Source organism: Mesorhizobium sp. WSM1386, from assembly GCF_055901595.1.
Window position 1 is genome coordinate 788646 of the sequence record NZ_CM148373.1, and the last position, 25963, is coordinate 814608.

27 protein-coding genes are annotated in these 25963 nt (G+C 64.8%); 16 read left to right on the forward strand and 11 right to left on the reverse strand.

Going from position 1 to position 25963, the window contains the following annotated elements; all coding sequences use genetic code 11:
• Positions 1-57: 57 nt before the first annotated feature.
• The 3 genes from AC0NIH_RS03745 to AC0NIH_RS03755 all read left to right on the forward strand — a co-directional run bounded on the left by AC0NIH_RS03745 (position 58) and on the right by AC0NIH_RS03755 (position 2798).
• Positions 58-675 (forward strand): LysE family translocator, encoded by a 618-nt coding sequence (locus AC0NIH_RS03745; protein ID WP_473466513.1) that lies wholly within the window; start codon positions 58-60, stop codon positions 673-675.
• Between the two features lie 179 nt (positions 676-854).
• Positions 855-1835 (forward strand): cysteine synthase A, encoded by a 981-nt coding sequence (gene cysK / locus AC0NIH_RS03750; protein ID WP_473466511.1) that lies wholly within the window; start codon positions 855-857, stop codon positions 1833-1835.
• 336 nt (positions 1836-2171) lie between these two features.
• Complete coding sequence (locus AC0NIH_RS03755) at positions 2172-2798, forward strand: glutathione S-transferase family protein (protein ID WP_473466509.1); 627 nt, start codon at positions 2172-2174, stop codon at positions 2796-2798.
• A gap of 3 nt (positions 2799-2801) precedes the next feature.
• Here the strand turns inward: AC0NIH_RS03755 and AC0NIH_RS03760 are convergent, their stop codons facing one another.
• Positions 2802-4061, reverse strand: a complete 1260-nt coding sequence (locus AC0NIH_RS03760; protein WP_473466506.1) for an RNA polymerase sigma factor — start codon at positions 4059-4061, stop codon at positions 2802-2804.
• Positions 4062-4086: 25 nt separating this feature from the next.
• A complete protein-coding gene (locus AC0NIH_RS03765; protein WP_013892042.1) occupies positions 4087-4455 on the reverse strand; it encodes a YciI family protein in 369 nt (122 codons plus the stop codon).
• Positions 4456-4713: 258 nt separating this feature from the next.
• Here AC0NIH_RS03765 and AC0NIH_RS03770 point away from each other — a divergent pair, with 258 nt between their 5' ends.
• The 3 genes from AC0NIH_RS03770 to AC0NIH_RS03780 all read left to right on the forward strand — a co-directional run bounded on the left by AC0NIH_RS03770 (position 4714) and on the right by AC0NIH_RS03780 (position 8448).
• Positions 4714-5673, forward strand: coding sequence for a TAXI family TRAP transporter solute-binding subunit (locus AC0NIH_RS03770; protein WP_473466503.1), 960 nt, complete (start codon positions 4714-4716; stop codon positions 5671-5673).
• 227 nt (positions 5674-5900) lie between these two features.
• Positions 5901-8003, forward strand: coding sequence for a TRAP transporter permease (locus AC0NIH_RS03775; protein WP_473466501.1), 2103 nt, complete (start codon positions 5901-5903; stop codon positions 8001-8003).
• A 61-nt stretch (positions 8004-8064) separates the two neighbouring features.
• Positions 8065-8448 (forward strand): DUF1850 domain-containing protein, encoded by a 384-nt coding sequence (locus AC0NIH_RS03780; RefSeq protein ID WP_473466499.1) that lies wholly within the window; start codon positions 8065-8067, stop codon positions 8446-8448.
• A gap of 38 nt (positions 8449-8486) precedes the next feature.
• Here the strand turns inward: AC0NIH_RS03780 and AC0NIH_RS03785 are convergent, their stop codons facing one another.
• On the reverse strand, positions 8487-8849 hold the full coding sequence (locus tag AC0NIH_RS03785; protein ID WP_473466497.1) for a thiol-disulfide oxidoreductase DCC family protein: 363 nt from the start codon (positions 8847-8849) through the stop codon (positions 8487-8489).
• Positions 8850-9135: 286 nt separating this feature from the next.
• Positions 9136-9276, reverse strand: a complete 141-nt coding sequence (locus AC0NIH_RS03790) for a hypothetical protein (RefSeq protein WP_013892047.1) — start codon at positions 9274-9276, stop codon at positions 9136-9138.
• Between the two features lie 387 nt (positions 9277-9663).
• Here AC0NIH_RS03790 and ku point away from each other — a divergent pair, with 387 nt between their 5' ends.
• A complete protein-coding gene (gene ku, locus AC0NIH_RS03795; protein WP_023768709.1) occupies positions 9664-10533 on the forward strand; it encodes a non-homologous end joining protein Ku in 870 nt (289 codons plus the stop codon).
• A 30-nt stretch (positions 10534-10563) separates the two neighbouring features.
• Positions 10564-13125: a DNA ligase D gene (ligD, locus tag AC0NIH_RS03800; RefSeq protein WP_473466493.1), complete on the forward strand. Its 2562-nt coding sequence runs from the start codon at positions 10564-10566 to the stop codon at positions 13123-13125.
• Positions 13126-13339: 214 nt separating this feature from the next.
• On the opposite strand, the gene AC0NIH_RS03805 is transcribed toward ligD, so the two are convergent.
• Entirely contained in the window at positions 13340-14014 is a 675-nt protein-coding gene (locus tag AC0NIH_RS03805) for an ArsR/SmtB family transcription factor (protein WP_023779924.1), read from the reverse strand.
• Between the two features lie 173 nt (positions 14015-14187).
• On the opposite strand from AC0NIH_RS03805, the gene AC0NIH_RS03810 reads away from it, so the two are divergent.
• Positions 14188-14574, forward strand: coding sequence for an NIPSNAP family protein (locus tag AC0NIH_RS03810; protein ID WP_473466490.1), 387 nt, complete (start codon positions 14188-14190; stop codon positions 14572-14574).
• Positions 14571-14915 (forward strand): antibiotic biosynthesis monooxygenase family protein, encoded by a 345-nt coding sequence (locus AC0NIH_RS03815; RefSeq protein WP_473466488.1) that lies wholly within the window; start codon positions 14571-14573, stop codon positions 14913-14915. Before AC0NIH_RS03810 ends, AC0NIH_RS03815 begins: the two co-directional genes overlap by 4 nt.
• 199 nt (positions 14916-15114) lie before the next feature.
• Here the strand turns inward: AC0NIH_RS03815 and mbfA are convergent, their stop codons facing one another.
• A complete protein-coding gene (mbfA, locus tag AC0NIH_RS03820) occupies positions 15115-16098 on the reverse strand; it encodes an iron exporter MbfA (protein ID WP_287274215.1) in 984 nt (327 codons plus the stop codon).
• A 174-nt stretch (positions 16099-16272) separates the two neighbouring features.
• Between mbfA and AC0NIH_RS03825 the strand changes: the two genes are divergently transcribed.
• Complete coding sequence (locus AC0NIH_RS03825) at positions 16273-16593, forward strand: hypothetical protein (RefSeq protein WP_013892054.1); 321 nt, start codon at positions 16273-16275, stop codon at positions 16591-16593.
• A gap of 294 nt (positions 16594-16887) precedes the next feature.
• Positions 16888-17865, forward strand: coding sequence for a threonine/serine dehydratase (locus AC0NIH_RS03830; RefSeq protein WP_473466485.1), 978 nt, complete (start codon positions 16888-16890; stop codon positions 17863-17865).
• A 227-nt stretch (positions 17866-18092) separates the two neighbouring features.
• Here the strand turns inward: AC0NIH_RS03830 and AC0NIH_RS03835 are convergent, their stop codons facing one another.
• The 4 genes from AC0NIH_RS03835 to AC0NIH_RS03850 are packed head-to-tail and all read right to left on the reverse strand — an operon-like array spanning position 18093 to position 21796.
• Positions 18093-19229, reverse strand: a complete 1137-nt coding sequence (locus AC0NIH_RS03835; protein ID WP_473466482.1) for an ABC transporter permease — start codon at positions 19227-19229, stop codon at positions 18093-18095.
• Entirely contained in the window at positions 19226-20146 is a 921-nt protein-coding gene (locus AC0NIH_RS03840) for an ABC transporter ATP-binding protein (protein ID WP_224689268.1), read from the reverse strand. The genes AC0NIH_RS03835 and AC0NIH_RS03840 overlap by 4 nt, the downstream gene beginning before the upstream one ends.
• Positions 20143-21096, reverse strand: coding sequence for an HlyD family secretion protein (locus AC0NIH_RS03845; protein ID WP_473466479.1), 954 nt, complete (start codon positions 21094-21096; stop codon positions 20143-20145). Before AC0NIH_RS03845 ends, AC0NIH_RS03840 begins: the two co-directional genes overlap by 4 nt.
• A gap of 13 nt (positions 21097-21109) precedes the next feature.
• Positions 21110-21796 carry a CerR family C-terminal domain-containing protein gene (locus AC0NIH_RS03850; RefSeq protein ID WP_023768719.1) on the reverse strand — a complete coding sequence of 229 codons (687 nt, stop codon included), beginning with the start codon at positions 21794-21796 and terminating at the stop codon, positions 21110-21112.
• A 91-nt stretch (positions 21797-21887) separates the two neighbouring features.
• Between AC0NIH_RS03850 and AC0NIH_RS03855 the strand changes: the two genes are divergently transcribed.
• From AC0NIH_RS03855 to AC0NIH_RS03865, 3 genes are read left to right on the forward strand one after another with little or no spacing between them, the layout of a single operon-like run.
• Positions 21888-22361, forward strand: coding sequence for a CYTH domain-containing protein (locus AC0NIH_RS03855; RefSeq protein WP_013892060.1), 474 nt, complete (start codon positions 21888-21890; stop codon positions 22359-22361).
• Positions 22358-23296 (forward strand): CHAD domain-containing protein, encoded by a 939-nt coding sequence (locus AC0NIH_RS03860; RefSeq protein ID WP_023768720.1) that lies wholly within the window; start codon positions 22358-22360, stop codon positions 23294-23296. The genes AC0NIH_RS03855 and AC0NIH_RS03860 overlap by 4 nt, the downstream gene beginning before the upstream one ends.
• A 46-nt stretch (positions 23297-23342) precedes the next feature.
• Positions 23343-24149 (forward strand): C40 family peptidase, encoded by an 807-nt coding sequence (locus tag AC0NIH_RS03865; RefSeq protein ID WP_023768721.1) that lies wholly within the window; start codon positions 23343-23345, stop codon positions 24147-24149.
• Between the two features lie 5 nt (positions 24150-24154).
• On the opposite strand, the gene AC0NIH_RS03870 is transcribed toward AC0NIH_RS03865, so the two are convergent.
• On the reverse strand, positions 24155-24955 hold the full coding sequence (locus tag AC0NIH_RS03870; RefSeq protein WP_023779935.1) for a helix-turn-helix domain-containing protein: 801 nt from the start codon (positions 24953-24955) through the stop codon (positions 24155-24157).
• 112 nt (positions 24956-25067) lie between these two features.
• On the opposite strand from AC0NIH_RS03870, the gene AC0NIH_RS03875 reads away from it, so the two are divergent.
• Positions 25068-25928 carry an SMP-30/gluconolactonase/LRE family protein gene (locus AC0NIH_RS03875; protein WP_473466475.1) on the forward strand — a complete coding sequence of 287 codons (861 nt, stop codon included), beginning with the start codon at positions 25068-25070 and terminating at the stop codon, positions 25926-25928.
• Positions 25929-25963: the final 35 nt, after the last annotated feature.

A 25963-nucleotide genomic window follows, 5' to 3' on the forward strand; every position in this document is an offset into this window, starting at 1 on the left:
GAATTCAATTCTGGTCCGTTCCATGCGACAAGGCAGGCCAATCCGGGACCACCAGCCATGACCCTCACCGGCTTTCTCGCCTACAGTGCCGCCCTCGGCATCGCCGCCGCCATTCCCGGTCCCGGCGTCACCGCGCTTGTCGCCCGGGCGCTCGGCTCCGGCTTCCGCTCATCGCTGGCCATGTCCTTTGGCCTGATGCTCGGCGACCTCACCTACCTGACCGCCGTGGTGCTCGGCCTCGCCTTCGTCGCGCAGACTTTCGGCATGGTGTTCCTGGCGATCAAATGGGCCGGCGTCGCGTATCTCGCTTTCCTCGGCTGGCGCTTCTGGACCGCCGGCATCACACCCGAAACCGTCGAAGCCCGGAAGGGCAAGGGTGGACTGGCGTCGAGCTTCGCCGCCGGGCTGACCGTCACGCTCGGCAATCCGAAGACGATGATCTTCTACCTGGCGATCACGCCGACCATCGTCGACCTGAAGACCATCACGCTGGCCGACTACGGCATTCTCGTCGCGCTGACGATCGTCGTCCTGTTCGTCGTGCTGGTGCCCTACCTTGCGCTGGCCGCCAAGGCGCGCTGGTTCCTGAAATCGCCGCGTGCGTTGAGGGTGCTGAACCGCACCGCCGCCGGCTTCATGGTCGGCGCCGCGGCGGCGATCGCTGCCCGCCAATAGCCTCTGCTCGGCCAAAATATTCCAGATATCGGCCTTTTCGGAAAACGCTTTTCCGAGACGGAGGCGCTTTAGACATGCGCCCCACTCGGATATTCTTCGCTGACGGTCTATCTTGCGCGACCGAAGGCCCTTTGCCCAATTGCCTGAAATTACTTGCCTGACTCCTGGGAGCGAAACCAATGAACAAGCCTGTCACCTCCGCCCGCGCCCCCGGCCGCGGCCGCATCTACAATTCCATCACCGACACGATCGGCGACACGCCCCTGGTGCGGCTCGACAAATTCGCCAAGGAAAAGGGCGTCGTCGCCAAGCTCGTCGCCAAGCTCGAATTCTTCAACCCGATCGCCTCGGTCAAGGACCGCATCGGCGTGGCGATGATCGAGGCGCTGGAAGCGGCCGGCAAGATTTCTCCCGGCAAGACCACGCTGATCGAACCGACCTCGGGCAACACCGGCATCGCGCTCGCCTTCGCCGCCGCCGCCAAGGGCTACAAGCTGATCCTGACCATGCCGGAGACGATGTCGGTCGAGCGCCGCAAGATGCTGGCGCTGCTCGGTGCCGAACTGGTGCTGACCGAGGGCCCGAAAGGCATGAAAGGCGCCATCGCCAAGGCCGACGAGCTGGCCGCGACCATCCCCAACGCGATCATCCCGCAGCAGTTCGAAAACCCGGCCAACCCGGAGATCCACCGCAAGACGACGGCCGAGGAGATCTGGAACGACACGCATGGCGAGGTCGACATCTTCGTCGCCGGCATCGGTACCGGCGGCACCATCACCGGCGTCGGCCAGGTGCTGAAGAAGCACAAGCCCTCGCTGCATGTCGTCGCCGTCGAGCCGGAGGCATCGCCGGTGCTGTCGGGCGGCCAGCCCGGTCCGCACAAAATCCAGGGCATCGGCGCCGGCTTCGCGCCGAAAATCCTCGACACCAAGATCTATGACGAGATCGTCAAGGTTTCGAACGAGGATTCCGTCGCCAATGCCCGTCTCGTCGCCCGCCTCGAAGGCGTGCCGGTCGGCATTTCGTCGGGTGCCGCCCTGCAGGCGGCAATCGTCGTCGGCTCGCGGCCGGAAAACAAGGGCAAGACCCTGGTCGTGGTCATCCCCGACTTCGCCGAACGCTACCTGTCGACGATCCTGTTCGAAGGGCTGGGGGCGTAGGCGCGCGGAACTTAAGCGCCGAGATCCTTCGCGCCCCCCTCTGCCCTGCCGGGCATCTCCCCCACGAGGGGGGAGATTGGCCGTGTTGGTCGTCCCGCCTTTCTCGCACCGCCTGCGATTGGCGAAATCGGTGGCGAAGCTGATCTCCCCCCTCGTGGGGGAGATGTCCGGCAGGACAGAGGGGGGCGCTGGCCCGACAGCATAGAAAGTTCTGCATCGACCAGCCATCTGGCCCGCTGAAAAATCAGCCCTGGCGACCGCCGCTCGCTTGAGCCCCACCCTGCTTCCGGTCCATATCGCCTACGGCCTGATTGGTGCGGGCCGGGGGAGAATCCAATGTACAAACTCTACACACGGCCCGGCAGCGGCGGCTTCGTCGTCGAGGCGGCGCTGGCGCTGGCGAACGCGCCGTTCGAGCAGATCGACGTGCCGAAGACCGACCGGCCGGACCCGGCCTTCCTCGACATCAGCCCGCTGAACCAGGTGCCGGTGCTGACCTTGCCGGACGGGCAGTCGATGACCGAATCGGCGGCGATCTGCATCCTGCTGGCCGAGCGCCATCCCGAGGCCGGCCTGGCGCCGGCGATCGGCGCGCCGGCCCGCGTCGATTTCCTGCGCTGGATGGCCTTCATGTCGTCGGCGCTCTACCCCGCGATCCTGCGGCTGTACTATGCCCATCGCTACACGTCCGATGCCGACGGCACGAAGGCCGTAAAGCAGGCGGCGGTCGCCGAGATGGATCGTGGCTTCGCCGTTCTCGACAACGCGCTCAAAGGCCGTGACTGGCTGGTCGGCGACGGCCTGTCGCTGGCCGACATCTATCTCGTCATGCTGGTGGCCTGGCATCCAGACATTGAGACCGCGCGGATAGCATGGCCGAACATTGAACGCCTGTGGGCGAAGCTGCGCGGCCATCCGCTGATGAAGACGCTTAACATCTCGCACGAGATGTGGCCGGGCTGAAGGTCAATTTCGCAGCGCTGCCCGTTTGCCTTGCAGGAAGCGCCGTACCGCTGGGTCGCGCTCGAGGCCTATCGCCCGATCATAGGCTTGGCTGGCCTGCGGCACTTGCCCGAGCCTGGCCAGAAGCCCGGCGCGCGCGGCCCAATAGGGCTGATAGTCGTCAAGGCGCTTGTCGTCACCCAGCACGTAAAGGGCCGCCAGTCCCGCCACGGCGCCCTCGGCCTCGGCGACCGCCACCGCACGGTTGATCGCCACGACGGGCGATCCGGCGATCGAAAACAGCGCGTCATAGAGCTCGCGGATCGCCACCCAGTCGGTGCGACCGGTCAGCCGTCGCGCCGCGTGCGCCGACTGGACTGCGGCCTCGAGCTGGTAACGGCCGATGACGCCGCTCTGCGCGGCGCGGGACAGCAGCACCTCCGCCTCATTGATGAGGGCACGGTCCCACAGCTCGCAATCTTGTTGCGCCAACGGCACGAAGTCGCCTTCGGCATCGCGCCGGGCAGCCCGGCGGGCCTCGGCAAACAGCATCAGCGCAAGCAGACCGAGCGCCTCCGGCTCATCCGGCATCAGCGAGGCCACCAGCCGGCCGAGCCAGATGCCTTCGGTCGCCAGGTTGCGGCGTTGTGTTTCGGTGCCGGCCGGGTCCGACCAGCCTTCGGCGAAGGCGGCGTAGATGGCTTCCAGCACCGCGTCCAGCCGCTCGCCGAGTTCGGCCCGCTCCGGCACGCGGAACGGAATGCCGGTTTCACGGATTCGGGTCTTTGCACGCACCAGGCGCTGGCCCATCGTCGCCGGCGAGACCAGGAAGGCGGAGGCGATGGTCGCGGCATCGAAACCCAGAATGGTCTGCAGGATCAGCGGCGCGCGGACGCTCGATTCGATCGCCGGATGGGCACAGGCGAACATCAGCCGCAGGCGTTCGTCGGGCATGTCTTCGTCGGGCAAGTCTTCGTTGGTCATGCGCGCCTCCGCTTCCTCGGCGATCAGCCTGAGATGCTCGCGGCCGGCTTCGCTGGTCAGCCGCCGCCGCACCGCATCGACACGCCGCCGGCGCGCCACCGCCAGCAGCCAGGCTTCCGGCTTGTCGGGCACGCCGGACTTCGGCCAGCGTTCGAGCGCCGCGGCAAAGGCATCGGCCAGCGCGTCCTCGGCGGCGGCCACGTCGCGCGTGCGCGCCGACAGCCAGGCGACCAGCTTGCCATAGCTTTGCCGGGCGGCCGCTTCCGCCGCCGCCCGGACGATCTCCGGACGACTGTCCATCACATCGCTATTTCCCGGCACATCGTCATTTCTTGGGCATGTAGTCGGCCATTTCCCAGATCGGCCGCAACTCCACCGTGCCGGTGCTGGCCGCCGGACAGCGCGCCGCCCATTCGATGGCGGTATCGATGTCGGCCGCCTCGATCATGTAGAAGCCGGCAAGCTGCTCCTTGGTGTCGGCATAGGGGCCGTCGATGACGTTGGTCTTGCCGTCGGCGATCCGCACCGAGGTGGTTGCCTGGGTCGGACGCAACCTTTCGCCGGCCAGCCACGCACCGGACTTCTTCAACGCTTCGGTGTAGGCGGCATAGGCCGCGCTCATCTGTTGGGCCTTCTCGACCGGCGTGTTCGCCAGCGCGGCTTCGTCATTGTTGATCAAAAGCATGTATCGCATGGGTTTTCTCCCGTGGTTTGGAAGGCCGCGTCTTGCGGGGCCAGACGTATGTCGTGCGGTGTCGGCCGATTTCGACAGGTGCCGTGAAAATCTTTCGGCCGTGGCCGCGCCTAGCGCAAGCCGGAAGGTGTCGCCCATGCACTCAACCGTTCGTCTAATGGCTGCGATTGCCGGTTGGCATTTGCGGCTCGCTGTCTAAACTTGGCCCGGTTCGCACCGAGGAGGTGGTGCGGTCGATCTTTTCAGGGAGGAAACCAGATGTTCCATTTCAGGACGAGATTTGTTGCAGCCAGCGCGGTGGCGCTTTCGCTTGGCCTTGGCGTTGTTTCTGCCGGCGCGCAAGAATTCATCAACGTACTGACAGGCGGCACTTCGGGCGTCTACTACCCGCTCGGCGTGGCGCTGTCGGAGATCTACGGCAAGGGCATCGCGGGCGCCCGCACGCAGGTGCAGGCGACCAAGGCGTCGGTCGAGAACCTCAATCTGCTGCAGCAGGGCAAGGGCGAGATCGCGTTTGCCCTTGGCGATTCCGTCAAGCTCGCCGCCGAAGGCAATGCCGAGGCCGGCTTCCCTGGCAAGCTCGACAAATTGCGCGGCATCGCCGCCATCTATCCCAACTACATCCAGATCGTCGCCAGCCAGGAGTCCGGCATCAAGACGCTTGCCGACCTCAAGGGCAAGAGCCTGTCGGTCGGCGCGCCGGCCTCCGGCACCGAACTCAACGCGCGCGCCATCTTCGCCGCCGCAGGGTTGAAATACGAGGATCTCGGCCGGGTCGAATATTTGCCCTTCGCCGAATCCGTCGAACTGATCAAGAACCGCCAGCTCGACGCCACGCTGCAGTCGGCGGGACTCGGCGTCGCCTCGATCCGCGACCTCGCCACCTCGGTGCCGATCAACGTCGTTGCCGTGCCGGCCGAGGACGTCGCCAAGATCGGCGCGCCCTATCTGTCGGTGGTCATTCCCAAGGGCACCTATGAAGGCCAGAGCGAGGACGTCGCCACCGCCGCCGTCGGCAATTTCCTCATCACCCGCGCCGATGTCTCCGACGAGACCGCCTACCAGATGACCAAGCAGATGTTCGACCATCTCGACCAGCTTGCCGCCGCGCACGCCGCCGCCAAGGGCATCGATCCGGCCAAGGCGATCGACGGCATGCCGGTGCCGCTGCATCCGGGCGCGGAGCGGTATTACAAGGAGAAGGGGCTGGTGAAGTAGCAAGGTTCGCTCGGCTTATCTGAGATGTCTTCGCTAAGCGCCCCCCTCTGCCCTGCCGGGCATCTCCCCCTCAAGGGGGGAGATTGGCCGTTGTTATGTTCTTCGCCAAACTTTGCAAAACCTGCGCCGACATCGATGCCGCTGATCTCCCCCCTCGAGGGGGAGATGCCCGGCAGGGCAGAGGGGGGCGCCTCGCGCTGCAGTTCGCTTGCTTGGGAGTGCGTCGGATGAGCGAACCAGCCGACAGCAAATCCTCCAGTACTTTCCATCTCCCTGTCGCCGAAGAGCAAGTCGAAGGCCTGCCGCCGGGGTTCGGCGATGGCATCGCCGGCAAGGCGGCGTTTGTCATCGCCGTCGCCTTTTCCGTCTTCCAGGTCTACATCGCCGCCTATGGCAGCCTTCCGAGCCAGGTGGTGCGGGCCATGCATGTCGGCTTCCTGCTGCTCCTCGGCTTTGCCCTGATCGCCAATCTGCGCGCCAAAAGCATGGCAGCAAAAACAATGTTCTGGACGCTCGGCGCGCTCGGCTTCGGCACCGGCCTCTACAACTGGATGTTCTATTCCGATCTCATCCGGCGCTCCGGCTTCCTGACCACACCGGACCTGATCGTCGGCGCGGTGCTGGTGGTGCTGGTGTTCGAGGCGGCCAGGCGGCTGATGGGGCTGCCGCTCGCAACAATCGCCTTCATCTTCCTCGCCTATTGTTTCTTCGGCAACCATTTGCCGGCGCCCTTCATCCATCGCGGCTACGACTTCGCCCAGCTGGTCGACACCTTCGCCTACGGCACGGAAGGCATATACGGCACGCCGATCTACGTTTCGGCGGCCTATATCTTCATCTTCGTGGTCTTCGCCGCCTTTCTCGAACGCGCCGGCATGATCGCGCTGTTCAACGATTCCGCGCTCGGCCTCGTCGGTTCATGGCGCGGCGGCCCGGCGCAGGTCTGCGTTTTGTCGTCGGCGCTGATGGGCACGATTTCCGGTTCCGGCGTCGCCAATGTGGTGGCAAGCGGTCAGTTCACCATTCCGCTGATGAAGCGCTTCGGCTTCCGCCCGGCCTTCGCGGGCGCGGTCGAGGCGACGTCCTCGATGGGCGGCCAGATCATGCCGCCGGTAATGGGCGCGGTCGCCTTCATCATGGCCGAGACGCTGAACATTCCCTATGCCGACGTCGTCAAGGCGGCGATCATCCCTGCAATGCTCTATTTCGGCGCCTGCTTCTGGCAGGTGCATCTGGAGGCCGGCAAGGCCGGCCTGCACGGCATGGCCAAGGCGGACCTGCCCAACCCGTGGGACGCGGTGCGGCAGCACTGGCCGCTGGTGCTGCCGCTGGCCGCGCTGATCTATCTGTTGTTCGCCGGCTACACGCCGGTCTTCGCCGGCACGATGGGGCTGGCGCTGACCATCGTGCTCATCCTCGGCACGCCATTGGCGGCGGCGATCGGGCCGCTCGCCTTCCGCATCGTCTTCTGGCTGGCGCTCGGGCTTGCTGCCGCCTCGTTCATGAAGTTCGGCGTCAACGTCCTAAGCCTGGTCATCGCCGCACTGATCATCGCCTGCGCCACATTCAAGGGTGGGCGCGCGACGCTGCGGATCTGCGTCGATTCACTTGCCGAGGGCGCCAAGAACGCGCTGCCGGTGGGCATCGCCTGCGCCATCGTCGGCATCGTCATCGGCACGCTGACACTGACCGGCATCGCATCGACCTTCATCGGCTGGATCATCTCGATCGGCGAGAACAACCTGTTCCTGTCGCTGGTGCTGACGATGCTGACCTGCCTGGTGCTCGGCATGGGCATCCCGACCATCCCGAACTACATCATCACCTCGTCGCTGGCCGGCCCGGCGCTGCTGTCGCTCGGGGTGCCGCTGGTGGTCAGCCATATGTTCGTCTTCTATTTCGGCATCATGGCCGATTTGACGCCGCCGGTGGCGCTGGCTGCCTTCGCGGCGGCACCGATGGCCAAGGAGAGCGGCCTCAAGATCGGCATCCAGGCAACCAAGCTGGCGATCGCCGGCTTCGTGGTGCCGTTCATGGCTGTCTACACGCCGGCGCTGATGCTGCAGGACGCCGGGCCGATCGCCGCCCAGTTCGGCTATCCCGTCGAGGTCGCCTATATCGTCGTCAAGGCGTGCATGGGCATCGTGCTGTGGGGGGCGGCCGCCGTCGGTTTCCTCGTCACCCGCATGGCGTGGTGGGAACGGCTTGTCGCCTTCGCCGGCGGCGTGCTTCTGGTCGCGGCGCTGCCGCTCACCGACGAAACCGGCTGGGCGCTGTCGCTTGCCTGGATCGGCTGGCACTGCTGGCGGGCACGGCGAGCCAGGGCATGATCCCGAAAAGTGGAATCCGGTTTTCGGAAGAGATCATGCTCAAGCAAAGAAATAGCACCACATGAGCCTGTGCATCCTTGCCGCCGGCAAGACGGTGACGCTGGCGGTCGCCGCCTTCACGCTGTCGTGGACGCATTCGGTGGAACGGACGCGATGGGAGGAAGACTGGAAGGTGACGCCGTCCGGCCTGCAAGTGGTCGAGGCGCGCATCAAGGGTTCGGGCGCCGGCATGGAGCCACCGGAGGGCGCGGTGCTGAAAGACGGCTGGTGGGCCTATGCCCCGAAGGTTGGGCCGCAGCGTCACGTCTCTCTCGCCGCCTCCGGCGCAACTGGCAACGGCTGGACACTGTGCACGGTTCAGGGCTGCCGGGAGTTCGGCAAGGAGGCCGGCGGCTCCATCACGCTGGAGCCGTGCGCGGCAGGTGGCACGAGCCAGCCGCGATAGCGTGTCAGGCGACGCCAATTGCGCGGCGCGATCGCCATTTAGCCAAGGAACCGCCCGCGCAGTCCTGCGGATGGGACGTCGCAGCTGTCCTTTTTGCCGAACAGGGCGTAGCGATTCTTGGCGACGCGCTCGTAGAGCCAGTCGCGCAGCGGGCGCGGCAGCAGCAACAGCGCCTTGGCCGCACGCCACGGCCAGCCGAGTTCCGCCATGACGGCGACAAAACTGTCGAGCCGCGTGAAGACGGCACCGTCGACAAGGACGAGATTGGTTTCGTAAGCGTCGGTGCGCAGCCCGTGCTTCCTGAACAGCGCTTCGCCGAAAGGCGACTGGGCGGTGGCGAAGCGGAAGCGGCTTTTGCGGTCGAGCCTGACCACCATGCGCACGAAGCCGGAGCAGAGCACGCAGACGCCATCGAAGACGATCAGCTGACGGCTTGTACCTGACGGCTCAGAGGACTTGATTGGGGCAGATTTGACTGGGGAAGATCGGTCACGCGGGCCTCGGCTGCTCGTGTCCCGGGACACTAAGGTAGCCGCAAGCGGGATCAAAGACGTGGCGATGTCGCACGCCGTCCGTCACTGAGGACCCGGTCACCCAGAACGGGACGCTCGGCGCGATAGGTGGTGGCACGCGCGTTGGCACCGGGCCTGCAGATGCGGCTGTTGTGGCGGCTCTCGAACGTCATGGTCAGTGCGCGCCCAGCGACGTGCCGCGACGGGCGCAAGCCGGACCGGGACCGCGCATGTAGTAGCGCTCGGGCCGATAGGTCGGCGCGACGAATTCGCGGATGGCGGCGGCATAGCCGATGAGGTGCGTGAGGAAGTTCATTTACCCTGTCCCTGTCCCGATTTTCGGATGTCCCTTCCGAATTGCGAGAATGATAGCATCGAGGCGTGAATAGTCGGTGAACGTGATGTTAATTTCTGGTCGAAAACCCGTTGCTTCGTGGCCGGAATGCGGCTGATTCGGGGTGTTTCGGTGCCTTTTGTCGCCATTTCGCCCAGTGTGACTTTTGCATCACATATGTTTCGTTTGAATGTCGCCCGCGCGCGGTTCTGTTTCAATTTCCGCCGCGCCTGTGAAATTTCCGTTCTGGACGCTTCGATGCGGGCCTGACTTCAAAGTGCTCGAACATCAAGCGATCAGGGAACTGGCAAGGAACTGGAGCGCGCGCCATCCGTTCTCACCTTCATCGCGTTCCTGAAGGGAGTTGTCATGGCGCCGCGTCCTGCCTGGAGGGGCTATCTGAAGCTGTCGCTGGTCACCTGCGCCGTCGAACTGACCAATGTCGTCACCCACACCGAAAGGGTGTCTTTCCGCATCCTCAACCGCAAGACCGGCAATACGGTGAAGCGCATTTATGTCGACGCCGAGACCGGCGAGCCGCTTGGCGACGATGACGAGATCAAGGGTTATGAACTCGACGACGGTGAATTCATCCATATCGAGGAAGACGAGATCGAGGCGGTGCAGATCGAATCCTCGCACACGATGAGCCTCGACGGTTTCGTCGACAAGGCCTCGATCCAGCAGGTCTATCTCGATACGCCCTATTATGTCGCGCCGGGCGACAAGGTGTCGGAAGAAGCGTTTGCCGTCATTCGCGACGCCATGGCGGGCAAGAAGATGGCCGGGCTGGCGCGCATCGTGCTTTACCGACGCGAACGTCCTGTGGTCATCGAGCCGCTCGGCAAGGGCATGGTGCTGACCACGCTGCGCTATGACAACACGGTGCGCCAGCCCGATACCGTGTTCGGCGAGATCGAGGCGGTGAAGACCGACCAGGAGATGACCGATCTTGCCGAACTGATCATCGACAAGAAGAAGGCGAAGTTCGATCCGTCGAAATTCGACGACAAATATGAGGACGCGCTGCTCGAGCTGATCCGCGCCAAGAAGGCCGGCCACAAGGCGCCGAAGGCAAAGGCCGCGCCAAAACCTTCCAATGTCATCAACCTGTTCGACGCGTTGAAGAAGAGCTTGTCGGACTCCGGGTCATCGAAAGCGTCTTCGTCGGCGAAACCCAAGCCGGCAGCCAAACGCGCCAAGCCGAAAACCGCCGCGCCCAAACGCAAATCGGCCTGAGGGACAGGGAAGCTTGAGGACCAGGGAATAATGGCCGGACTCGAACAGTATCATTCCAAGCGCGACTTCAAGAAGACGTCCGAACCGGCCGGCAAGGTCGCGCGCGGCAAGAAGGGCGAGGTTGGTGGCGGTCTCTTCGTAATCCAGAAGCATGCGGCGACCAGGCTGCATTACGATTTCCGCCTCGAGCATGACGGGGTGCTGTGGAGCTGGGCGGTGACGCGCGGCCCGAGCCTCGATCCGCATGAAAAGCGGCTCGCCGTCCACGTCGAGGACCACCCGATCGACTATGCCGGGTTCGAAGGCACCATTCCCAAGGGCGAATATGGCGGCGGCTCTGTCATCGTCTGGGACGAGGGGACATGGGTTCCCGAGACCGACCCGGCCAAGGCGATGAAGAAGGGCCATATCAACTTCGAGCTCAAGGGCCATAAGTTGCATGGCTCATGGCATCTGGTGCGGCTGAGGCCGCGCCCGGGGGAGAAGCGCGACAACTGGCTGCTGATCAAGTCGGACGATGCGGCGGCGCGTCCGGGCGAGGATATCCTTCAGGAGGCGCCGCAATCGGTGAAGTCGGGCCTGACAATCGAGGAGGTCGGCGCGGGCAAGGCCGCCAGGGGCGAGAAACCGAAAGTCTGGCATTCCAACAGGCCGGCCGCCAGCAAGGCGAAGGCCGCGGGCCGGAAACTCGACTTTGTCGAACCGCAGCTTGCCACGCTGGAACGGGAGGCTCCGTCGGGCGAGGACTGGCTGCACGAGGTGAAGTTCGACGGCTATCGCATACAGGCACAGATCGCCGGCACGGAGGTGCGGCTCTTGACCCGCGCCGGCCTCGACTGGACGGAGAAATTCGGCGGCGAGATCGTTGCCGAACTCGCTCGCCTGAAGTGCAGCGACGCCATCATCGACGGCGAGGTCGTCGTGCTGGCCGACAGCGGCGTTTCGTCCTTTTCATTGCTGCAGCAGGATCTGTCGGCGAAGCGGACAAACCGCTTCATCTACTATGTCTTCGACCTGATGCGCCTCGACGGCAAGGACCTGCGCCGCGAGCCGCTGGTCGAGCGCAAGCAAGCCCTGCAGGAACTGCTCGGCAAGCCATCCGAGAACGCGGCGGTGCGTTTCTCCGACCATTTCACCGAGCCCGGCAAGATCATGCTGGAGCATGCCTGCCGCATGGGACTGGAGGGCGTCGTCTCCAAACGCGCCGACGCGCCCTATCGCAGCGGGCGCGGTCCTAGCTGGGTGAAGTCGAAATGCACGGCGCGGCAGGAATTCGTCATCGGCGGCTATTTGCCGTCGGACAAGACCGGGCGCGGGCTGCGCTCGCTGCTGGTCGGTTATTACGAGGGTGGCAGCCTACACTATGCCGGCCGCGTCGGCACCGGCTTCTCCACCAGGAGCGCCAACGATCTGAAGAAGAAACTCGATGGGCTGAAGGCGAATACCTCGCCTTTCGACGCAGCCGTGCCCAAGGGCAAGGGGCTGGTCTGGGTCAAACCCGAGCTTGTCGGCGAAGTGGAGTTCCGCAGCTGGACATCGGACCGTATAATACGCCATGCCTCGTTCCAGGGGCTGCGCGAGGACAAGCCGGCGGAGGAAGTCGTGCAGGAAAAGCCCAGGGCGGCGACACTCAAGACATCAGGGGCCAAGGAACCAGACGGCAAGGAACCAGGAGGCAAGAGCTCAGCCAGGGCGAAATCCGCGCCCAGCGGCGCTGGCAAACCTGCCGGGGCGATGACAACCACGGTAAAACTCTCTCATCCCGACAAGCTGCTGTGGCCCGACGAAAAAATCTCCAAGCAGGGCCTGCTTGATCACTACGCGCAGGTTTGGCCGCGCATGGAGCGCTTCGTGATCAACCGGCCGCTCAGCCTGGTGCGGGCGCCCGATGGCGTCGGCGGCCAGCGCTTCTTCCAGAAGCACGCCTCGGCCGGGATGAGCGACAAGATAGCCCGGATGAAGGACCCGACGGACGGCGAGGAGATCCTGTTCATCCGGGATTTCGACGGCATCGCCGCGCTGGTCCAGTACGGCGTTGTCGAAGTTCATATCTGGGGCTCTACCGTCGACGAGATCGAAAAGCCCGACCAGATCATCTTCGATCTCGATCCCGACGAAGGCGTCGACGTCAAGAAGGTGCGCGACGCCGCGCTGGATATCAAGGACAAGCTCGACGAGCTGTCGCTGCCGAACTTCGTCAAGACATCGGGCGGCAAGGGTTATCATGTGCTGGTGCCGCTGAAGCCCTCGGCGGACTGGGACGAGGTCAAGAATTTCGCCCATGATTTCGCCAGGGCGCTCGAGCAGGCCGCCCCTGACCGTTATACGGCGACACTGTCGAAAAAGGCGCGCACCGGGAAAATCTTCGTCGACTATCTGCGCAATGGCAGGGGCGCCACAACAGTCGCGCCCTATTCCTCGCGCGCCAAGAAGGGCGCCACCGTGTCGACGCCGGTGACCTGGGCCGAAATCGAGGCCGGACTGGCGCCCAATGCCTTCCCGATCGGCGACAAGACGACGACGAAGCAGTTGAAGGAAGCCGACCCGTGGGAGGATTTTTTCAAGAGAGGGAAGGTGTTGAAGCGGGGGTGATCCATCCGCATTTGCAACCGTTGCGATCCTTGGCGCCCCCCTCTGGCCTGCCGGCCATCTCCCCCTCAAGGGGGGAGATTACGCGCTCAAGCGCTCGCCAACTATCGACGCTTAAAGGTGAGCGAGACAATGAAGCCGCCAATCTCCCCCCTTGAGGGGGAGATGCCCGGCAGGGCAGAGAGGGGCGCTGTCCCGCCGACGTCTCCGTACACCATCAGCTCAAAAACACCCTCTCGAACGCCTGCTTTCCCGGCGGCGAAAACACCACCGCGCGGCTGTCCTTCTCGCGGCGGGCCCATTTCTCGGCAAGGATCTTGTCCAAGATAGCGGCGCCCAGCGTGCCGGCGAGGTGGGAGCGGCGCACGCTCCAGTCGAGGCAGGCGCGGCAGACCGGGCGGCGCGGCCTGGCGCCGACATCGATGCCTATTGCCGCGAAATGCGATGCGGCCGACGGCCCGAGCCTGATTTCCTTGTCGTCACGCTGCAGGATATCTTTTTCGACCAGACGATCGAGCATCGCCACGGCCTGCTCGCCGGCGAGGTGATCGTAGCAGACACGGGCCACGCGCATGGCGCCGTCGCGCGGGCCCGGCCGAACGCGCTTCGGGCCGACGGCTTCGGCGACCCCGGTGATGGCTTCGATCATGCCGGCCACCTGCGGCCCGGCGAGGCCGTAATAGCGATGGCGGCCCTGGCTGGCCAGGGTCAGAAGGCCGCCCTCCATCAGTTTCGACAGATGCGAGGAAGCGGTCGGCAACGAGACACCGGCTTCCAGCGCCAGTTCGCTCGCGGTCAGCGCGGTGCCGCCCATCAGCGCGTTCAGCATGTTGGCGCGGGCCGGATCGCCGACCAGGCTGGCGATGCGGGCAATGTCGGGTCCTTCACGCATAGTTCGTTCCTCATCGAAGCATTCTCGTCAGATAAGCATTATTCTCCGATCGGCTCAAGGAGGCGGCGAAGCACGCCACGACGGCTCCTGACACGAAACGGCCTAGCATAACCCAAGTGCGCGACGTTTCGACCGGGCTCGAACTATTGATGCAACGATCCGAGGAGACGACCATGACCATCACCTGCTTCATCCGCTATGAGATCGACCCGTTCGGCAAGGCTGCCTTCGAGGAGTATGCCCGCAACTGGGGCCAGGCCATTCCGCGCTGCGGCGCCGACCTGATCGGCTATTTCGCGCCGCATGAGGGCTCGGCCACGACGGCGTACGCCGCCTACAACATTGAAAGCCTGGCGGCCTACGAAGCCTATCGCGCCCGGCTTGCCGCCGACCCCGCCGGCAAGGCAAACTACGCGTTCGCCAAGCGTGAACGATTCATCCTCAAGGAGGACCGCATGTTCCTGAAACTGGCTTCCGGCCCGCATGCGCCAAGGCTTGATCCTGAAAAGTTGCAGACTTTTCAGACCGGGATCATGCCAAGGGAAAAGGTGTTGCCGTGATCGCGGTCATCTTCGAGGTCGAGCCGGCGGAGGGCAAACGCGATGTCTATCTCGGCATCGCCGCCAAGCTGCGTCCGCTGCTCGATGGCATCGATGGGTTCATCTCGATCGAGCGTTTCCAGAGTTTGGCCGACCCCGACCGCATCCTTTCGCTGTCGTTCTGGCGCGACGAGGAAGCGGTCAAGGCCTGGCGCAATACGGAAGAACACCGGCAGGCCCAGAAGGCTGGCCGAGGCGGCATCTTTGCCGGCTATCGGCTGCGCATCGCGCATGTGGTGCGGGACTATGGGCTGACGGAAAGGGACGAGGCGCCGGTCGATAGCCGGGCGATGAATGGGTAGCGGTTTTTCCTTCCCCCGTTGTGGGGAAGGTGGCCGCGCGAAGCGCGGTCGGATGAGGGGTGCTCCAGCTTGGCGATACTCTTCATCCAGATCGTAGGCCTAAATCGCCAACGCCTCACTCCGCTGGAACACCCCTCATCCGTCTCGGCGCTATGCGCCGATCCACCTTCCCCCACAAGGGGGGAAGGGAGAAAGTCGCTCAGGCATTCCCGATCAGCACGCCCGCGGCGAACACCAGCGCGCCGCCGAGCACCACCTGGAAGGCGGCGCGCAGGAAGGGCGTCTGCATGTAGCGGTTCTGGACGAAGGCAATGGCCCATAGCTCGAAGAACACCACCACGGCGGCAACGCCGGTCGCCGTCCAGAAATGCGGGATGAGATAGGGCAACGCGTGGCCGAGGCCGCCTGCGGCCGTCATGACGCCGGTCGTGACGCCGCGCTTTATCGGTGAGCCGCGTCCCGAGAGCTTGCCGTCGTCGGAGGCGACTTCGGTGAAACCCATGGAGATGCCGGCGCCGATCGAGGCGGCAAGTCCGACCAGGAAGGTCTGCCAGGTGTCATGCGTGGCAAAAGCCGCGGCGAAGATCGGCGCCAGCGTCGACACAGAGCCATCCATCAGGCCGGCAAGGCCCGGCTGCACATAGGTGAGGATGAATTGGCGCTGCTCGGCCGCCGCTTCTTCGTCCTTCACTTCGCCAGGCACGTGCTTCTGCTCCAATTGGTGAGCCAGCGTCTCGTGGCCTTGCTCGACCGCCGCCAGATGGTCGAGCAGTTTGCGCGTCGAAGCGTCGGTGGTGCGCTTTGCCGCCTCGACATAAAACAGGTAGGCCTGCCGCTCCATCACCTCGGCCTGGCTGCGCACATTTTCGATGCCGAGCGGCCGGACAAGCCAGTCGGGCTTGCGCTCGTAATAGCCTTTCACGTGCTCGCGCCGGATCAGCGGAATGCGCTCGCCAAAACGCTTGCGATGAAGCTCGATCAGCGCATCGCGATGGCCGTCCTCCTCATGCGCCATCTCCTCGAACATCTTCGCCGATTGCGGATACTTATCCGCCAGCCCATCGGCATAGGCACGGTAGATTCGTCCGTCGTCTTCTTCGGATGAAATGGCCAGCGCCAGGATCTCCTGTTCGGACAGCGATTCGAAGGGACGGCGGCCGAAACCGAAAACGCGGGAAAGCATGAGCAAATCACCCTAGTTTAGAATGGTTCTAAACTAGAGTTTGACGGACCCCGGGTCAATCGCGCGCTTGCTCACGGCTCAAGAATTGTTGAAGCCGGCACCGGAGCGCGCCCTTCATTATTGGCAAATGTTAACCTATATAGTTGGGCCCAAGACAAGGATGAGGATCAACGCATGACGAAGCCGCACGCAGAGCATTTCGACCCAAAACCCGTTCTCGATCTCATTGCCAGCATCGAGGCCGACCTGCAGCGCCTGAAGGGCCTGGTGGAGCAGCAGGTCGAGAAGTTCGACCCCGCCAATCCGCACAACAAAGCCCCGGACGGCAAGCTGACCGAGGAAGGCGTCGAGTGCTGCTACCGCATGTTCGACGAGGGCAAGTCGCGCTATTCGGTCGCCCAGCAGATGAAGATCTCCTTCGCCGCCGCCACCCACCGCTTCAACAACTGGCGCAAGCTGGGCGGGACCAAGAGGCAGCGGACGCTGCTGGGGTGAAATTGCGATAGGTTGGCTGGACAGCGCCCCCCTCTGGCCTGTCGGCCATCTCCCCCTCAAGGGGGGAGATCGACGGTTGTCTTTGCTTTCGCCAATCTCCAACGCAAGAGAAGAAACGCCGCGCATGAAACAGCCAATCTCCCCCCTTGAGGGGGAGATGTCCGGCAGGACAGAGGGGGGCGTGCAGCCGTGACGTTGGTGACCATCCGCCAAATTTGTGACGGTCACATCTTTTCGTTGGCCTCGCGCGGGCCCTGCGTGCACCATGACGGGCCACATCTCGCAGGATCCGCCATGACAACCCCTCCCGGCATCGCCGACATCCACGCCGCCGCGGCCCGGCTCTCCGGCTTGATCGTCGAAACGCCATTGATCGAATCACAGGAACTGAACAAGCGCTTCGGCGCGCGCATCCTGTTCAAGCCGGAGACGCTGCAACGCACCGGTTCGTTCAAATTCCGCGGCGCCTACAACAAGCTGTCGTCGCTGAGCGAGGCGGAACGCAACCGTGGCGTCGTTGCCTTCTCCTCGGGCAACCATGCGCAAGGGGTCGCCGCTTCGGCCGCCATGTTCGGCGTCAAGGCGGTCATCGCCATGCCCGCCGACGCGCCGGCTATGAAGGTCGGCAATGTCCGCAAGATGGGCGCGGAGGTGGTGCCGTTCGACCGTTTTCGCGATGATCGCATGGCCGTGGTCCGCCCTTACATCGAGAAGGGCATGGTGCTGGTGCCGCCCTTCGACGATCCAGCCATCATCGCCGGCCAGGGTACGATCGGCCTCGAACTGATGCGCCAGGCGAGAGCGCTTGGCGTCGGCCTCGACGCGGTGATCGTTCCCTGCGGCGGCGGCGGCTTGTCGAGCGGCATCTCCGTCGCCGTCAAGGATGCTTCGCCCGACACCGCCGTCTGGGCGGTCGAGCCCGAGCATTTCGACGACACGCGCCGCTCGCTGGCCGCCGGTACCAGGGTTTCGAATGAGCCGGGCCATGATTCCATCTGCGACGCGCTGCTGACCGCCGAGCCCGGCGTGATCACCTTCGAGATCAACCGCAGGAACCTCGCTGGGGCCATCGCCGTCTCGGACCAGGCGGCGGCGCAGGCGATGCGCGACGCCATGGCCTATCTCAAGCTGGTGGTCGAACCCGGCGGCTGCGTCGCGCTGGCGGCGCTGTCGTCGGGCGAGATCGAGCTGTCAGGCAAGAATATCGCCGTGGTGCTGTCTGGCGGCAATGTCGATTTCGGGACGTATGCCGGGATCATGGCGGCGGCTTAGGCGCTCCACGCGGAAGCGTCGCGCTTGAGCACCCCCCTCTGTCCTACCGGACATCTCCCCCGCAAGGGGGGAGATCAGGTGTCGCCCCGGCTTTCGCTAATCTCCAAAGTTCACCAGAGAGGCGGAGCGCCAAAGCTGCCGATCTCCCTCCTTGCGGGGGAGATGGCCGGCAGGCCAGAGGGGGGTGCTGTCCCGCCGACATGAAAAGGTTCCGCACCGCAAAACGCTCAATCCAGCGTACGCCGGAACCGCACCAGTGCGACGCCGGCAAACAAAACGACAAACACCACCAGCCAGCCAATCTCGGTTGCCACGGCCGGCAGTTCGGCGCCCTTCAGCATCACCGCGCGGGTGATGCGCAGGAAATGCGTCAGCGGGAAGATCTCGCCGAAGGTCTGCGCCCAATCCGGCATGCCGCGATAGGGGAACATGAAGCCGGACAGCATGATCGACGGCAGGAAGAAGAAGAAGGTGAGCTGCAGTGCCTGCATCTGCGTGCGCGCGATGGTCGAGATCGTATAGCCGAGCAGCACCAGCGACAGCACGAACACCAGCACCGCCGACAAAAGCAGCGACATCGACCCGGTGAAGGGGATGGCGAACAGAAGCTTCGCCGCCGCCAGCACCACCACCACCTGCACGGCGCCGACCGCCAGATAGGGCAGCACCTTGCCCATCATGATCTCGAGCGGGCTCGACGGCATGGCGAGCAGGTTTTCCATCGTGCCGCGCTCGGTCTCGCGCGTCAGCGCGATCGAGGTCATCATCACCATGGTCATCTGCAGGATGACGCCGAGCAGGCCGGGCACGATGTTGTATTGCGAGATGCCTTCGGGATTGTAGCGCCGGTGCACCACGACATCGAGCTGCCCCCTGGCGGCCTCGGCCGCGGCTTCCTGCATGCCTTGGGCCCTGAGCAAGGCCTGGCTGGCGACGGTGCCGAGCGTGGAGATGGCGCCGCTGGCGACCGCGGGATCGGTGGCGTCGGCCTCGATCAGGATCTGAGGGTTGTCGCCACGCTCGACCCGCTTGGCGAAGTCGGCCGGTATGGTGACGACGAAGGCGACGTCGCCGCGCGCCATCAGGAACTCGGCCTCCTCGGCGCTTTGCGCGACATGATCGAAGCGGTAATAGCCGGTGGTCTGCAGCGCCGCGACAATGGCGCGCGTGTAGGGGTCGCTGCTGGTCGCCACCAGTGCGGCAGGCAGGCTCTTCGGATCGTTGTTGATGGCGTAGCCGAACAGCACGAGCTGTATCAGCGGCACGCCAAGCATCATGGCGAAGGTGATGCGGTCGCGCCGCATCTGGATGAATTCCTTGATGAGCAGCGCGCCAAGCCTGGCGAAGGAAAAGATGCCGTTCATGCCATGTTGTCCTTCGACCCGGACATGAACTGGATGAAGACGTCCTCCAGGCTGGTTTCCCCCGGCGCCACCGTCACGCCGTTGTGCTCTTTCTCGACGTCGGCAAGTGCCGCTTCGAGCTTCTTTTTGTCGGAGCCGACAACATGCAGCGTGGCGCCGAACGGCGCCACCTGGTCGACGCCGGGGCGCCCTTGCAGTGCTTCGGCCACCTCATCGAGTTGCGGACCCTGCAGCACGAAGGTGGTCAGCCCGGCATTCCTGACCACCTCGGCCACGGTGCCGGTGGCCAGCATCTTGCCGTAGGAGATGTAGCTGATGCGGTGGCAGCGCTCGGCTTCGTCCATGTAGTGGGTGGAGACCAGCACGGTCAGCCCGCCGCTGGCGAGGCGGTGGATCTCGTCCCAGAATTCGCGCCGCGCCTTCGGATCGACCCCGGCTGTCGGCTCGTCGAGCAAAAGCAGTTTCGGCTTGTGCATGATGCAGGCGGCCAGCGCCAGCCGCTGCTTCCAGCCGCCCGACAAGGTGCCGGCCAGCTGGTTGCGGCGTGTGGCGAGGCCGAGCTCTTCCAGCGTCCTGGCGACATGCTCCTCGACCGGCTTCAGCCGGTAGAGCCGCGCCACGAATTCGAGATTCTCGCCGATCGTCAAATCCTCGTAGAAGGAGAATTTCTGCGTCATGTAGCCGACTTCGCGCTTGATCCTGAGCGAGTCGGTGCGGATGTTGAAACCCAGCACCGTGCCTTCGCCCTCGTCCGGCGTCAGCAGACCGCACATGATGCGGATGGTGGTGGTCTTGCCCGACCCGTTGGGGCCGAGGAAGCCGACGATCTCGCCTTCGGCGACCGACATCGTCACGTGGTCGACGACCGTCTTGTCACCGAAGCGCTTGACCAGGCCATGAACGTCGATGACATTCATTTTGCCGTTTCCGCAAGGTCGACATCGACTATCTGGCCGGGCTGCAGCGGACCCGCATCGCCCTCCGGCCGCGCCTCGACGAGGTAGACCAGCTTCTGCCGGTTCTCCAGGGAATAGATCACCGGCGGGGTGAATTCGGGATCGGGCGAGACGTAGCTGACGCGCGCTTTCACATCCGCGCCGCAGCCGTCGCAATGAACGCTGAGCAGGCTGCCGACCTTGACCGAGTGGAAGGCGGCCTCCGGTATATAGACGCTGAGCTTCACCGCCCCGTCGGGCAGCACCGAAATCACCGGCGCGGTCGGACCCGCCGTGTCGCCGGGATTGCGGATGACGTCGTTGACGCGGCCCGGCGATGGCGCCGCCAATATGCGCTTGGACAGCCGCCACTCGGCCTGGTCGAGCGCGGCCTGCGCTTGGCCGACCTGATTGTCGGCGGCCTTGATCGTCTCGGCGCGCGCCGGCAGGCCGCCGACGGCGAGATTGGCCTGCGCCTGGCCGACCTGCGCGTTGGCGGTTTCCAACGTCGCCGAGGCGGTGTCGTAGTCCGCCTGCGTGCCGGTACCGCGCTTGAACAGGTCGGCGGCGCGGTCGTATTTGCGCTTGGCGTCGTCGGCCTGCGCCTTGGCCATGTCGACCTGGGCCTTGAGCGCGGCGATTTCTTCCGGCCGCTTGCCGACCTGGAGGTCGGCGAGTTGCGCCTGCGCCTGGGCGAGGCTTGCCTTAGCTTGCGCCACCGCGATCTTGGCATCGGCGCTTTCCAGCGTCACCACCGTCGCGCCTGACGTGACGCGATCGCCGCGCTTGACAGTGACGGTCTCGACCTGCGCCACCTCGATCGGCGCCAGCAGCACATAGTCGCCTTCGACATAGCCGACGGCCAGCGGCGGCGCCGGGGCGCAGGCACCGAAAAGCTGCACGGCGAGCGGCAGCGAACATAGAAAACTCATGGTCTTTGCCCCTTCATTTCTGCCTCTTCCTGGCGGCCAGTATGGCGCTGAGATTGTCGGTCGTGACCGCCACGACCTTTGCCGCCTCAGCGCTGCCGATGTCATGCCAGCCCATGCGGCGCATCACCGCCTCGCGGCCGATGCGGAAATAGATGACCTGGCCGATCAGCGTGAACACGGTGAGCCGGGTCCGTTCGCTTTCGGCCGGCTCGCCGGTCGCCTGCTCCCAGATCAGGCACAGCCGGCGATGCGTCGGCTCGAAGACGCCATCATAGATGCGGTCGAGCGCAGCGGTGGGATGCGACAGCTCGCGCAGCACGAATTGCACGATTTCGCCGGCCTCCGGCTGCGCCACGATGAAGCCGACCATCCGCTCCAGCGCCGCGAAGAGCTGCGCCCTCGCCGCCTCGGGATCGGGTGGAGCCGCGGCCTGGCTGTTGCCCAGCGCCTGGCCGGCAACGGTCTGGATGGTCTCGACGATGAAGTCGGCGGCGGCGGCGCGAAGGCCTTCCTTGCCGCCGAAATGGTAGGCGATCGAACCTATATTGGCCTGCGCCTCCGCCGCGATCTCGCGTGTCGAGGTGCCGTCAAAGCCCTGCCGCCCGAACAGTTTCAGCGCAGCGCGGACGAGCGCGGCACGCGTCAACTCCGCCGGCGGCGTGTCGCGGCGTGGATTCTTGGCGTCGGGCGTTTTGATCATGATCCATTCTTTAATCAATCGATTGATTAAAGTCAACTTGAGTGCGTGGCTGTCTTGCCATCGCCTGCGGCAACCGCTTTAGTGCGCGGCCATGGGCAAGGAAGTCGAGCGCAAGTTCCTGGTCTCCAGCACCGCATGGCGGAACCTGGTCGAGGCGGATATCCGCATTCGCCAGTTCTATCTTGCCGCCGCGCCCGGCCGGACGGTGCGTATCCGCATCAGCGACGGCGTGTCCGCCAAGTTGACGCTCAAATTCGGCAGCAAGGCGCGCGAGCGCGACGAATACGAGTATCCGGTGCCTCTTGCCGAGGCCGAGGAGATGCTGGCCTTCGCTCTAGGACGTGTCATAGAGAAGACACGCCACCATGTTAGGCATCGCGGCTATCTCTATGAAGTCGACGTCTTTGGCGGCGCGCTGGCAGGACTTGTGGTGGCCGAACTCGAGACGCCGGAAGACGTGCCGGACGAAATGCTGCCAGACTGGCTCGGCCGTGAAGTCACCGGCGAGCAGAAATTCTACAACGCGTCGCTCGCCCTCGGGGGGATTCCGGAGATCGCCGCATGAGTTTTCGTATCGACCCGCGCCTGCCGCTGACCGGCGAGGTCAGACGCATCCTTGCCGAGGAGATTGGCAAGGCACTGCTGCATCTGGACGCGGCGCAGAGCCGGCCGGAACAGGGACTGCACAAATGCCGCAAGCGGCTGAAGAGCGCGCGTGCCTTGCTACGCCTGGTTCGTTCCGGAGACGAAACTTTCTGCACGACCGAGAACCAGTGCTATCGCAATGTAGCGGCGCTGCTTGCCGGCCCGCGTGAAGCAACGGCGCTGATCGAAACCATCAACCGGCTGGCGGCAGGTTTTCCCAAGGAGAGCGCCGATGGCGGGCTCGATGCCGTGCGCGACAGGCTGGTCGCCCGCCAGCATGATCTGCATGAAGGCGCCGGCCTCCAGGCGGCAATCGGCGCGGCGACCGCCGCTTGCCAGGACGGCATGAAGCGGATCGAAAGCCTTGCCTTGCCCGACCAGCCGGAACAGGCCGCCGACGTGCTCGCCGAAGGCGCCCGCGTCACCCTGCGCCGTGCCAGGAAGGCGCTCGACAAGGCCGGCGCGCGCGGCGAGGCCGACGATTTCCACGATTTGCGCAAGGCGGCCAAGACGCACGGCATGCACCTGTCGCTGCTCGGCCGGCTTTGGCCGACGCCGATCAAGGCGCGGCGCAAGGCCGTCGACGAACTGGGCGAGCGGCTTGGCGAACTGCATGACGTGTTCGTCATGCGCGCGCTGCTCGAGGCCGACGACCAGCCGCTTGGGCCGCACGCGGATACGAAGCTTCTTGGCAAGCTGCTGAAGCGGTCGGAAAAAAGCCTGAGGAAATCCTGTCTTGCCGAGGCCGCCGACCTGTTCGGCGACAGCCCCAGGCACGCGACGAAAAGACTGGCCCGCAAGGCGCGCGACGATCTGGCCGGCCCGCAGGAAGACGCCAGCGCATCGGCCGGCTAACCGCGGCTGGTGTCCGCACGCCAGCCTGTGTTAATCACGCTCTGCTATGACCGCGCCGGCCGACACGCTTCTCGACCGCCTTGGCCGCTGGCTTGCCGGCCGGCTGCAGGAAGAATCCTCGGGCTATGAGCCCTACACGCCATCCGATGCCGAAACGCTGCGCCGCACGCTGGAGCCCGGCGACATCCTGCTGGTCGAGGGCAACCAGAGGATCTCGGCGGCGATCAAGTACCTTACCCAGTCGACATGGTCGCATGCGGCCTTTTATGTCGGCGATGCCTTGCCCAAGCCGGAAGACGGAGCGGAGCGGCCGCGGCTTATCGAGGTCACCATGGGCGAAGGCTGCGTCGCCGTGCCATTGTCGCGCTACCGCACCTACAACACCCGCATTTGCCGGGCGAGCGGCCTGGCGCCGGAGGACCGCGACATGGTCGTCGCCTTCATGGTCGGCAAGCTTGGCCTGAAATACGACCTCAAGAATATCTTCGACATGCTGCGCTTTTTCCTGCCGACGCCGCCGGTGCCTGTGCGCTGGCGCCGCCGCATGCTGGCCTTCGGCTCGGGCGACCCGACGCGCGCCATCTGCTCGACGCTGATTGCCGAGGCCTATGGCCAGATCCGCTATCCGATCCTGCCCGAGATCACCCGCGCGCCCGGCCGCGCCTCGGCGCAGTCGAGCTATTCGCGCAAGGAAATCCTGCACATCCGCCACCACTCGCTGTACACGCCGCGCGACTTCGACCTGTCGCCCTATTTCCGCATCGTCAAGCCGACCCTGGAATATGGCTTCGACTACCGGGCCGTGACCTGGGACGACAAGGCTGCGGACGCGGAGACGAAGGCCGCAGAATAATCCTTTCAAGCCGGAAGCGGGCGCCGCCCTTTTGCGGCGGACTGCTCTGGCGGGCGCGCACCGGCATCGCGCGGATGCGGGCCGATCGGCATGATCGCCGGAAACGGCGTCGCCCCGAAGGCAAACGTCCATTTGTAACCGGTGAGCCCGTCCTCGGGCGTGGTGTGCTGGTCGTGATGGGCAAGCAGCCTGGCGCGGTCGGCCAATTCCTCGGCTTCGCGCCGCACCATCTCGGCGGTCTCCGGCCGCATCCGCCTGGAGAAGCTGACGAAGGTCGCCTCCTTCTCGATGTGCGTGATGGCCCAGCCGATGAAGTTCTTGTTGGTCATCTCGAACAGCGGCCTGAGCGGCCCCTCGAAATTCCACTGGATCGGCGTCTCGACCAGCAGCCTCGCCGTGAGTCCCCGCCCGAGCGCGACAAGGCCGAGTTCCTCGAGATCGCGCAGATAGAGGAACATCGAGGCCTCGCTCAGGCCTTGCGAGCGCATGATGCCTTGCGGCGTGAATTTTTCCGACAGCATGACGAAGATGAACAGCAGCGCCGGCCGGCCGGCCAGCCTGCGCTCGATCTCGGGCGCGATGTGGTTGACCGGCCCCGGCCCCCGGTTCATCGAGCCGAGCACGTTTTCCAGCTCGACGCCGGCGGCCGCGCAGATCTCGACCAGCCGGTCGAGCTTGCAGTTCTTCTCATGGAAGATGCGCTTCACCGTCGGCTCGGAAACGCCCATGCGCTCGGCAAGCTCACGATAGGTGACGCCCTTCGCCTTCAGCGTCCGCTTCAGCGCCTCGAAGATCAGACCGTTCATGGGATGCACCTCTTGCCGGTAGTTTCGTATCGATATTCGATACTGGAGGCAATATGGCTTCCCGAGAAGTATCGAAAATCATAGCTGTTCGCATCATCACAGGAGACCAGCCATGAACCGCCTCATCATTTCCGCCTTTGCCGCCACCATCGGCATCGCCGTCACACCGGCCGCCCAGGCCGGCGAGCTCTGGCGCGCCACGGGGCTCGAACAGCCGGAATCGGCCCTGTTCGACGCCGCCAACAACCGCATCATTGTTTCCAACATCGTCGGCAATCCCGGCGATGCCGACGGCAATGGCTACCTCAGTGTGCTGTCCCCGGACGGCAAGACGGTGACCCAACACTGGAGCGACGGCATGGACGCGCCCAAGGGCATGGCGATATCGGGGGGCAAGCTCTATGTCGCCGACATCACCAAAATCCGCGTCGTCGACCTCGCCAGCGGCAGGCTGGTCGCCAGCATCGCCGTGCCGAATGCCGTCTTCCTCAACGACATGACATCGGATCATAGGGGCAAGGTCTATGTCACCGACATGCTGGCCGACACGATCTACCGCATCGACGGCGACAGGCCCGAGCTGTTCGTTGGGGATCCGATGCTGGCTTCGCCCAATGGCGTGTTCGCCGATGGCGACCGGCTGGTCGTGGCCTCCTGGGGCAAGGGCATCAAGCCCGACTTCAGCACGGCGGAGCCCGGTGGGCTGCTGGCCGTCGACCTCGCCAGCAAAATGGTCTCGCCGCTGCCTGGCGCGCAGGAATTCGCCGACCTCGACGGCGTCGTCGCCATCGGCGACACCATCTATGCCACCGCCTACATGACCGGCACGCTCTATCGATACAAGGCTGGCGGTGCGCCGGAAGCGGTGGCGCATTTCAAGCCAGGCAGCGCCGACATCGGCACCGACGGCAAGTCGATCCTCTACGTGCCGCTGATGAACGAGGGCGAGGTGGCTGCATTGAAGCTCGATTGAGCACCGCGCGTCGGGGCCATCCCGCGCCATCCGCG

Coding starts and splice junctions, on each gene's coding strand:
- AC0NIH_RS03745 (WP_473466513.1), top strand. CDS start 58: ATGACCCTCACCGGCTTTCTCGCCTACAGTGCCGCCCTCGGCATCGCC.
- cysK (WP_473466511.1), top strand. CDS start 855: ATGAACAAGCCTGTCACCTCCGCCCGCGCCCCCGGCCGCGGCCGCATC.
- AC0NIH_RS03755 (WP_473466509.1), top strand. CDS start 2,172: ATGTACAAACTCTACACACGGCCCGGCAGCGGCGGCTTCGTCGTCGAG.
- AC0NIH_RS03760 (WP_473466506.1), bottom strand. CDS start 4,061: ATGGACAGTCGTCCGGAGATCGTCCGGGCGGCGGCGGAAGCGGCCGCC.
- AC0NIH_RS03765 (WP_013892042.1), bottom strand. CDS start 4,455: ATGCGATACATGCTTTTGATCAACAATGACGAAGCCGCGCTGGCGAAC.
- AC0NIH_RS03770 (WP_473466503.1), top strand. CDS start 4,714: ATGTTCCATTTCAGGACGAGATTTGTTGCAGCCAGCGCGGTGGCGCTT.
- AC0NIH_RS03775 (WP_473466501.1), top strand. CDS start 5,901: ATGAGCGAACCAGCCGACAGCAAATCCTCCAGTACTTTCCATCTCCCT.
- AC0NIH_RS03780 (WP_473466499.1), top strand. CDS start 8,065: ATGAGCCTGTGCATCCTTGCCGCCGGCAAGACGGTGACGCTGGCGGTC.
- AC0NIH_RS03790 (WP_013892047.1), bottom strand. CDS start 9,276: ATGAACTTCCTCACGCACCTCATCGGCTATGCCGCCGCCATCCGCGAA.
- ku (WP_023768709.1), top strand. CDS start 9,664: ATGGCGCCGCGTCCTGCCTGGAGGGGCTATCTGAAGCTGTCGCTGGTC.
- ligD (WP_473466493.1), top strand. CDS start 10,564: ATGGCCGGACTCGAACAGTATCATTCCAAGCGCGACTTCAAGAAGACG.
- AC0NIH_RS03805 (WP_023779924.1), bottom strand. CDS start 14,014: ATGCGTGAAGGACCCGACATTGCCCGCATCGCCAGCCTGGTCGGCGAT.
- AC0NIH_RS03810 (WP_473466490.1), top strand. CDS start 14,188: ATGACCATCACCTGCTTCATCCGCTATGAGATCGACCCGTTCGGCAAG.
- mbfA (WP_287274215.1), bottom strand. CDS start 16,098: ATGCTTTCCCGCGTTTTCGGTTTCGGCCGCCGTCCCTTCGAATCGCTG.
- AC0NIH_RS03825 (WP_013892054.1), top strand. CDS start 16,273: ATGACGAAGCCGCACGCAGAGCATTTCGACCCAAAACCCGTTCTCGAT.
- AC0NIH_RS03830 (WP_473466485.1), top strand. CDS start 16,888: ATGACAACCCCTCCCGGCATCGCCGACATCCACGCCGCCGCGGCCCGG.
- AC0NIH_RS03835 (WP_473466482.1), bottom strand. CDS start 19,229: ATGAACGGCATCTTTTCCTTCGCCAGGCTTGGCGCGCTGCTCATCAAG.
- AC0NIH_RS03840 (WP_224689268.1), bottom strand. CDS start 20,146: ATGAATGTCATCGACGTTCATGGCCTGGTCAAGCGCTTCGGTGACAAG.
- AC0NIH_RS03845 (WP_473466479.1), bottom strand. CDS start 21,096: ATGAGTTTTCTATGTTCGCTGCCGCTCGCCGTGCAGCTTTTCGGTGCC.
- AC0NIH_RS03850 (WP_023768719.1), bottom strand. CDS start 21,796: ATGATCAAAACGCCCGACGCCAAGAATCCACGCCGCGACACGCCGCCG.
- AC0NIH_RS03855 (WP_013892060.1), top strand. CDS start 21,888: ATGGGCAAGGAAGTCGAGCGCAAGTTCCTGGTCTCCAGCACCGCATGG.
- AC0NIH_RS03860 (WP_023768720.1), top strand. CDS start 22,358: ATGAGTTTTCGTATCGACCCGCGCCTGCCGCTGACCGGCGAGGTCAGA.
- AC0NIH_RS03865 (WP_023768721.1), top strand. CDS start 23,343: ATGACCGCGCCGGCCGACACGCTTCTCGACCGCCTTGGCCGCTGGCTT.
- AC0NIH_RS03870 (WP_023779935.1), bottom strand. CDS start 24,955: ATGAACGGTCTGATCTTCGAGGCGCTGAAGCGGACGCTGAAGGCGAAG.
- AC0NIH_RS03875 (WP_473466475.1), top strand. CDS start 25,068: ATGAACCGCCTCATCATTTCCGCCTTTGCCGCCACCATCGGCATCGCC.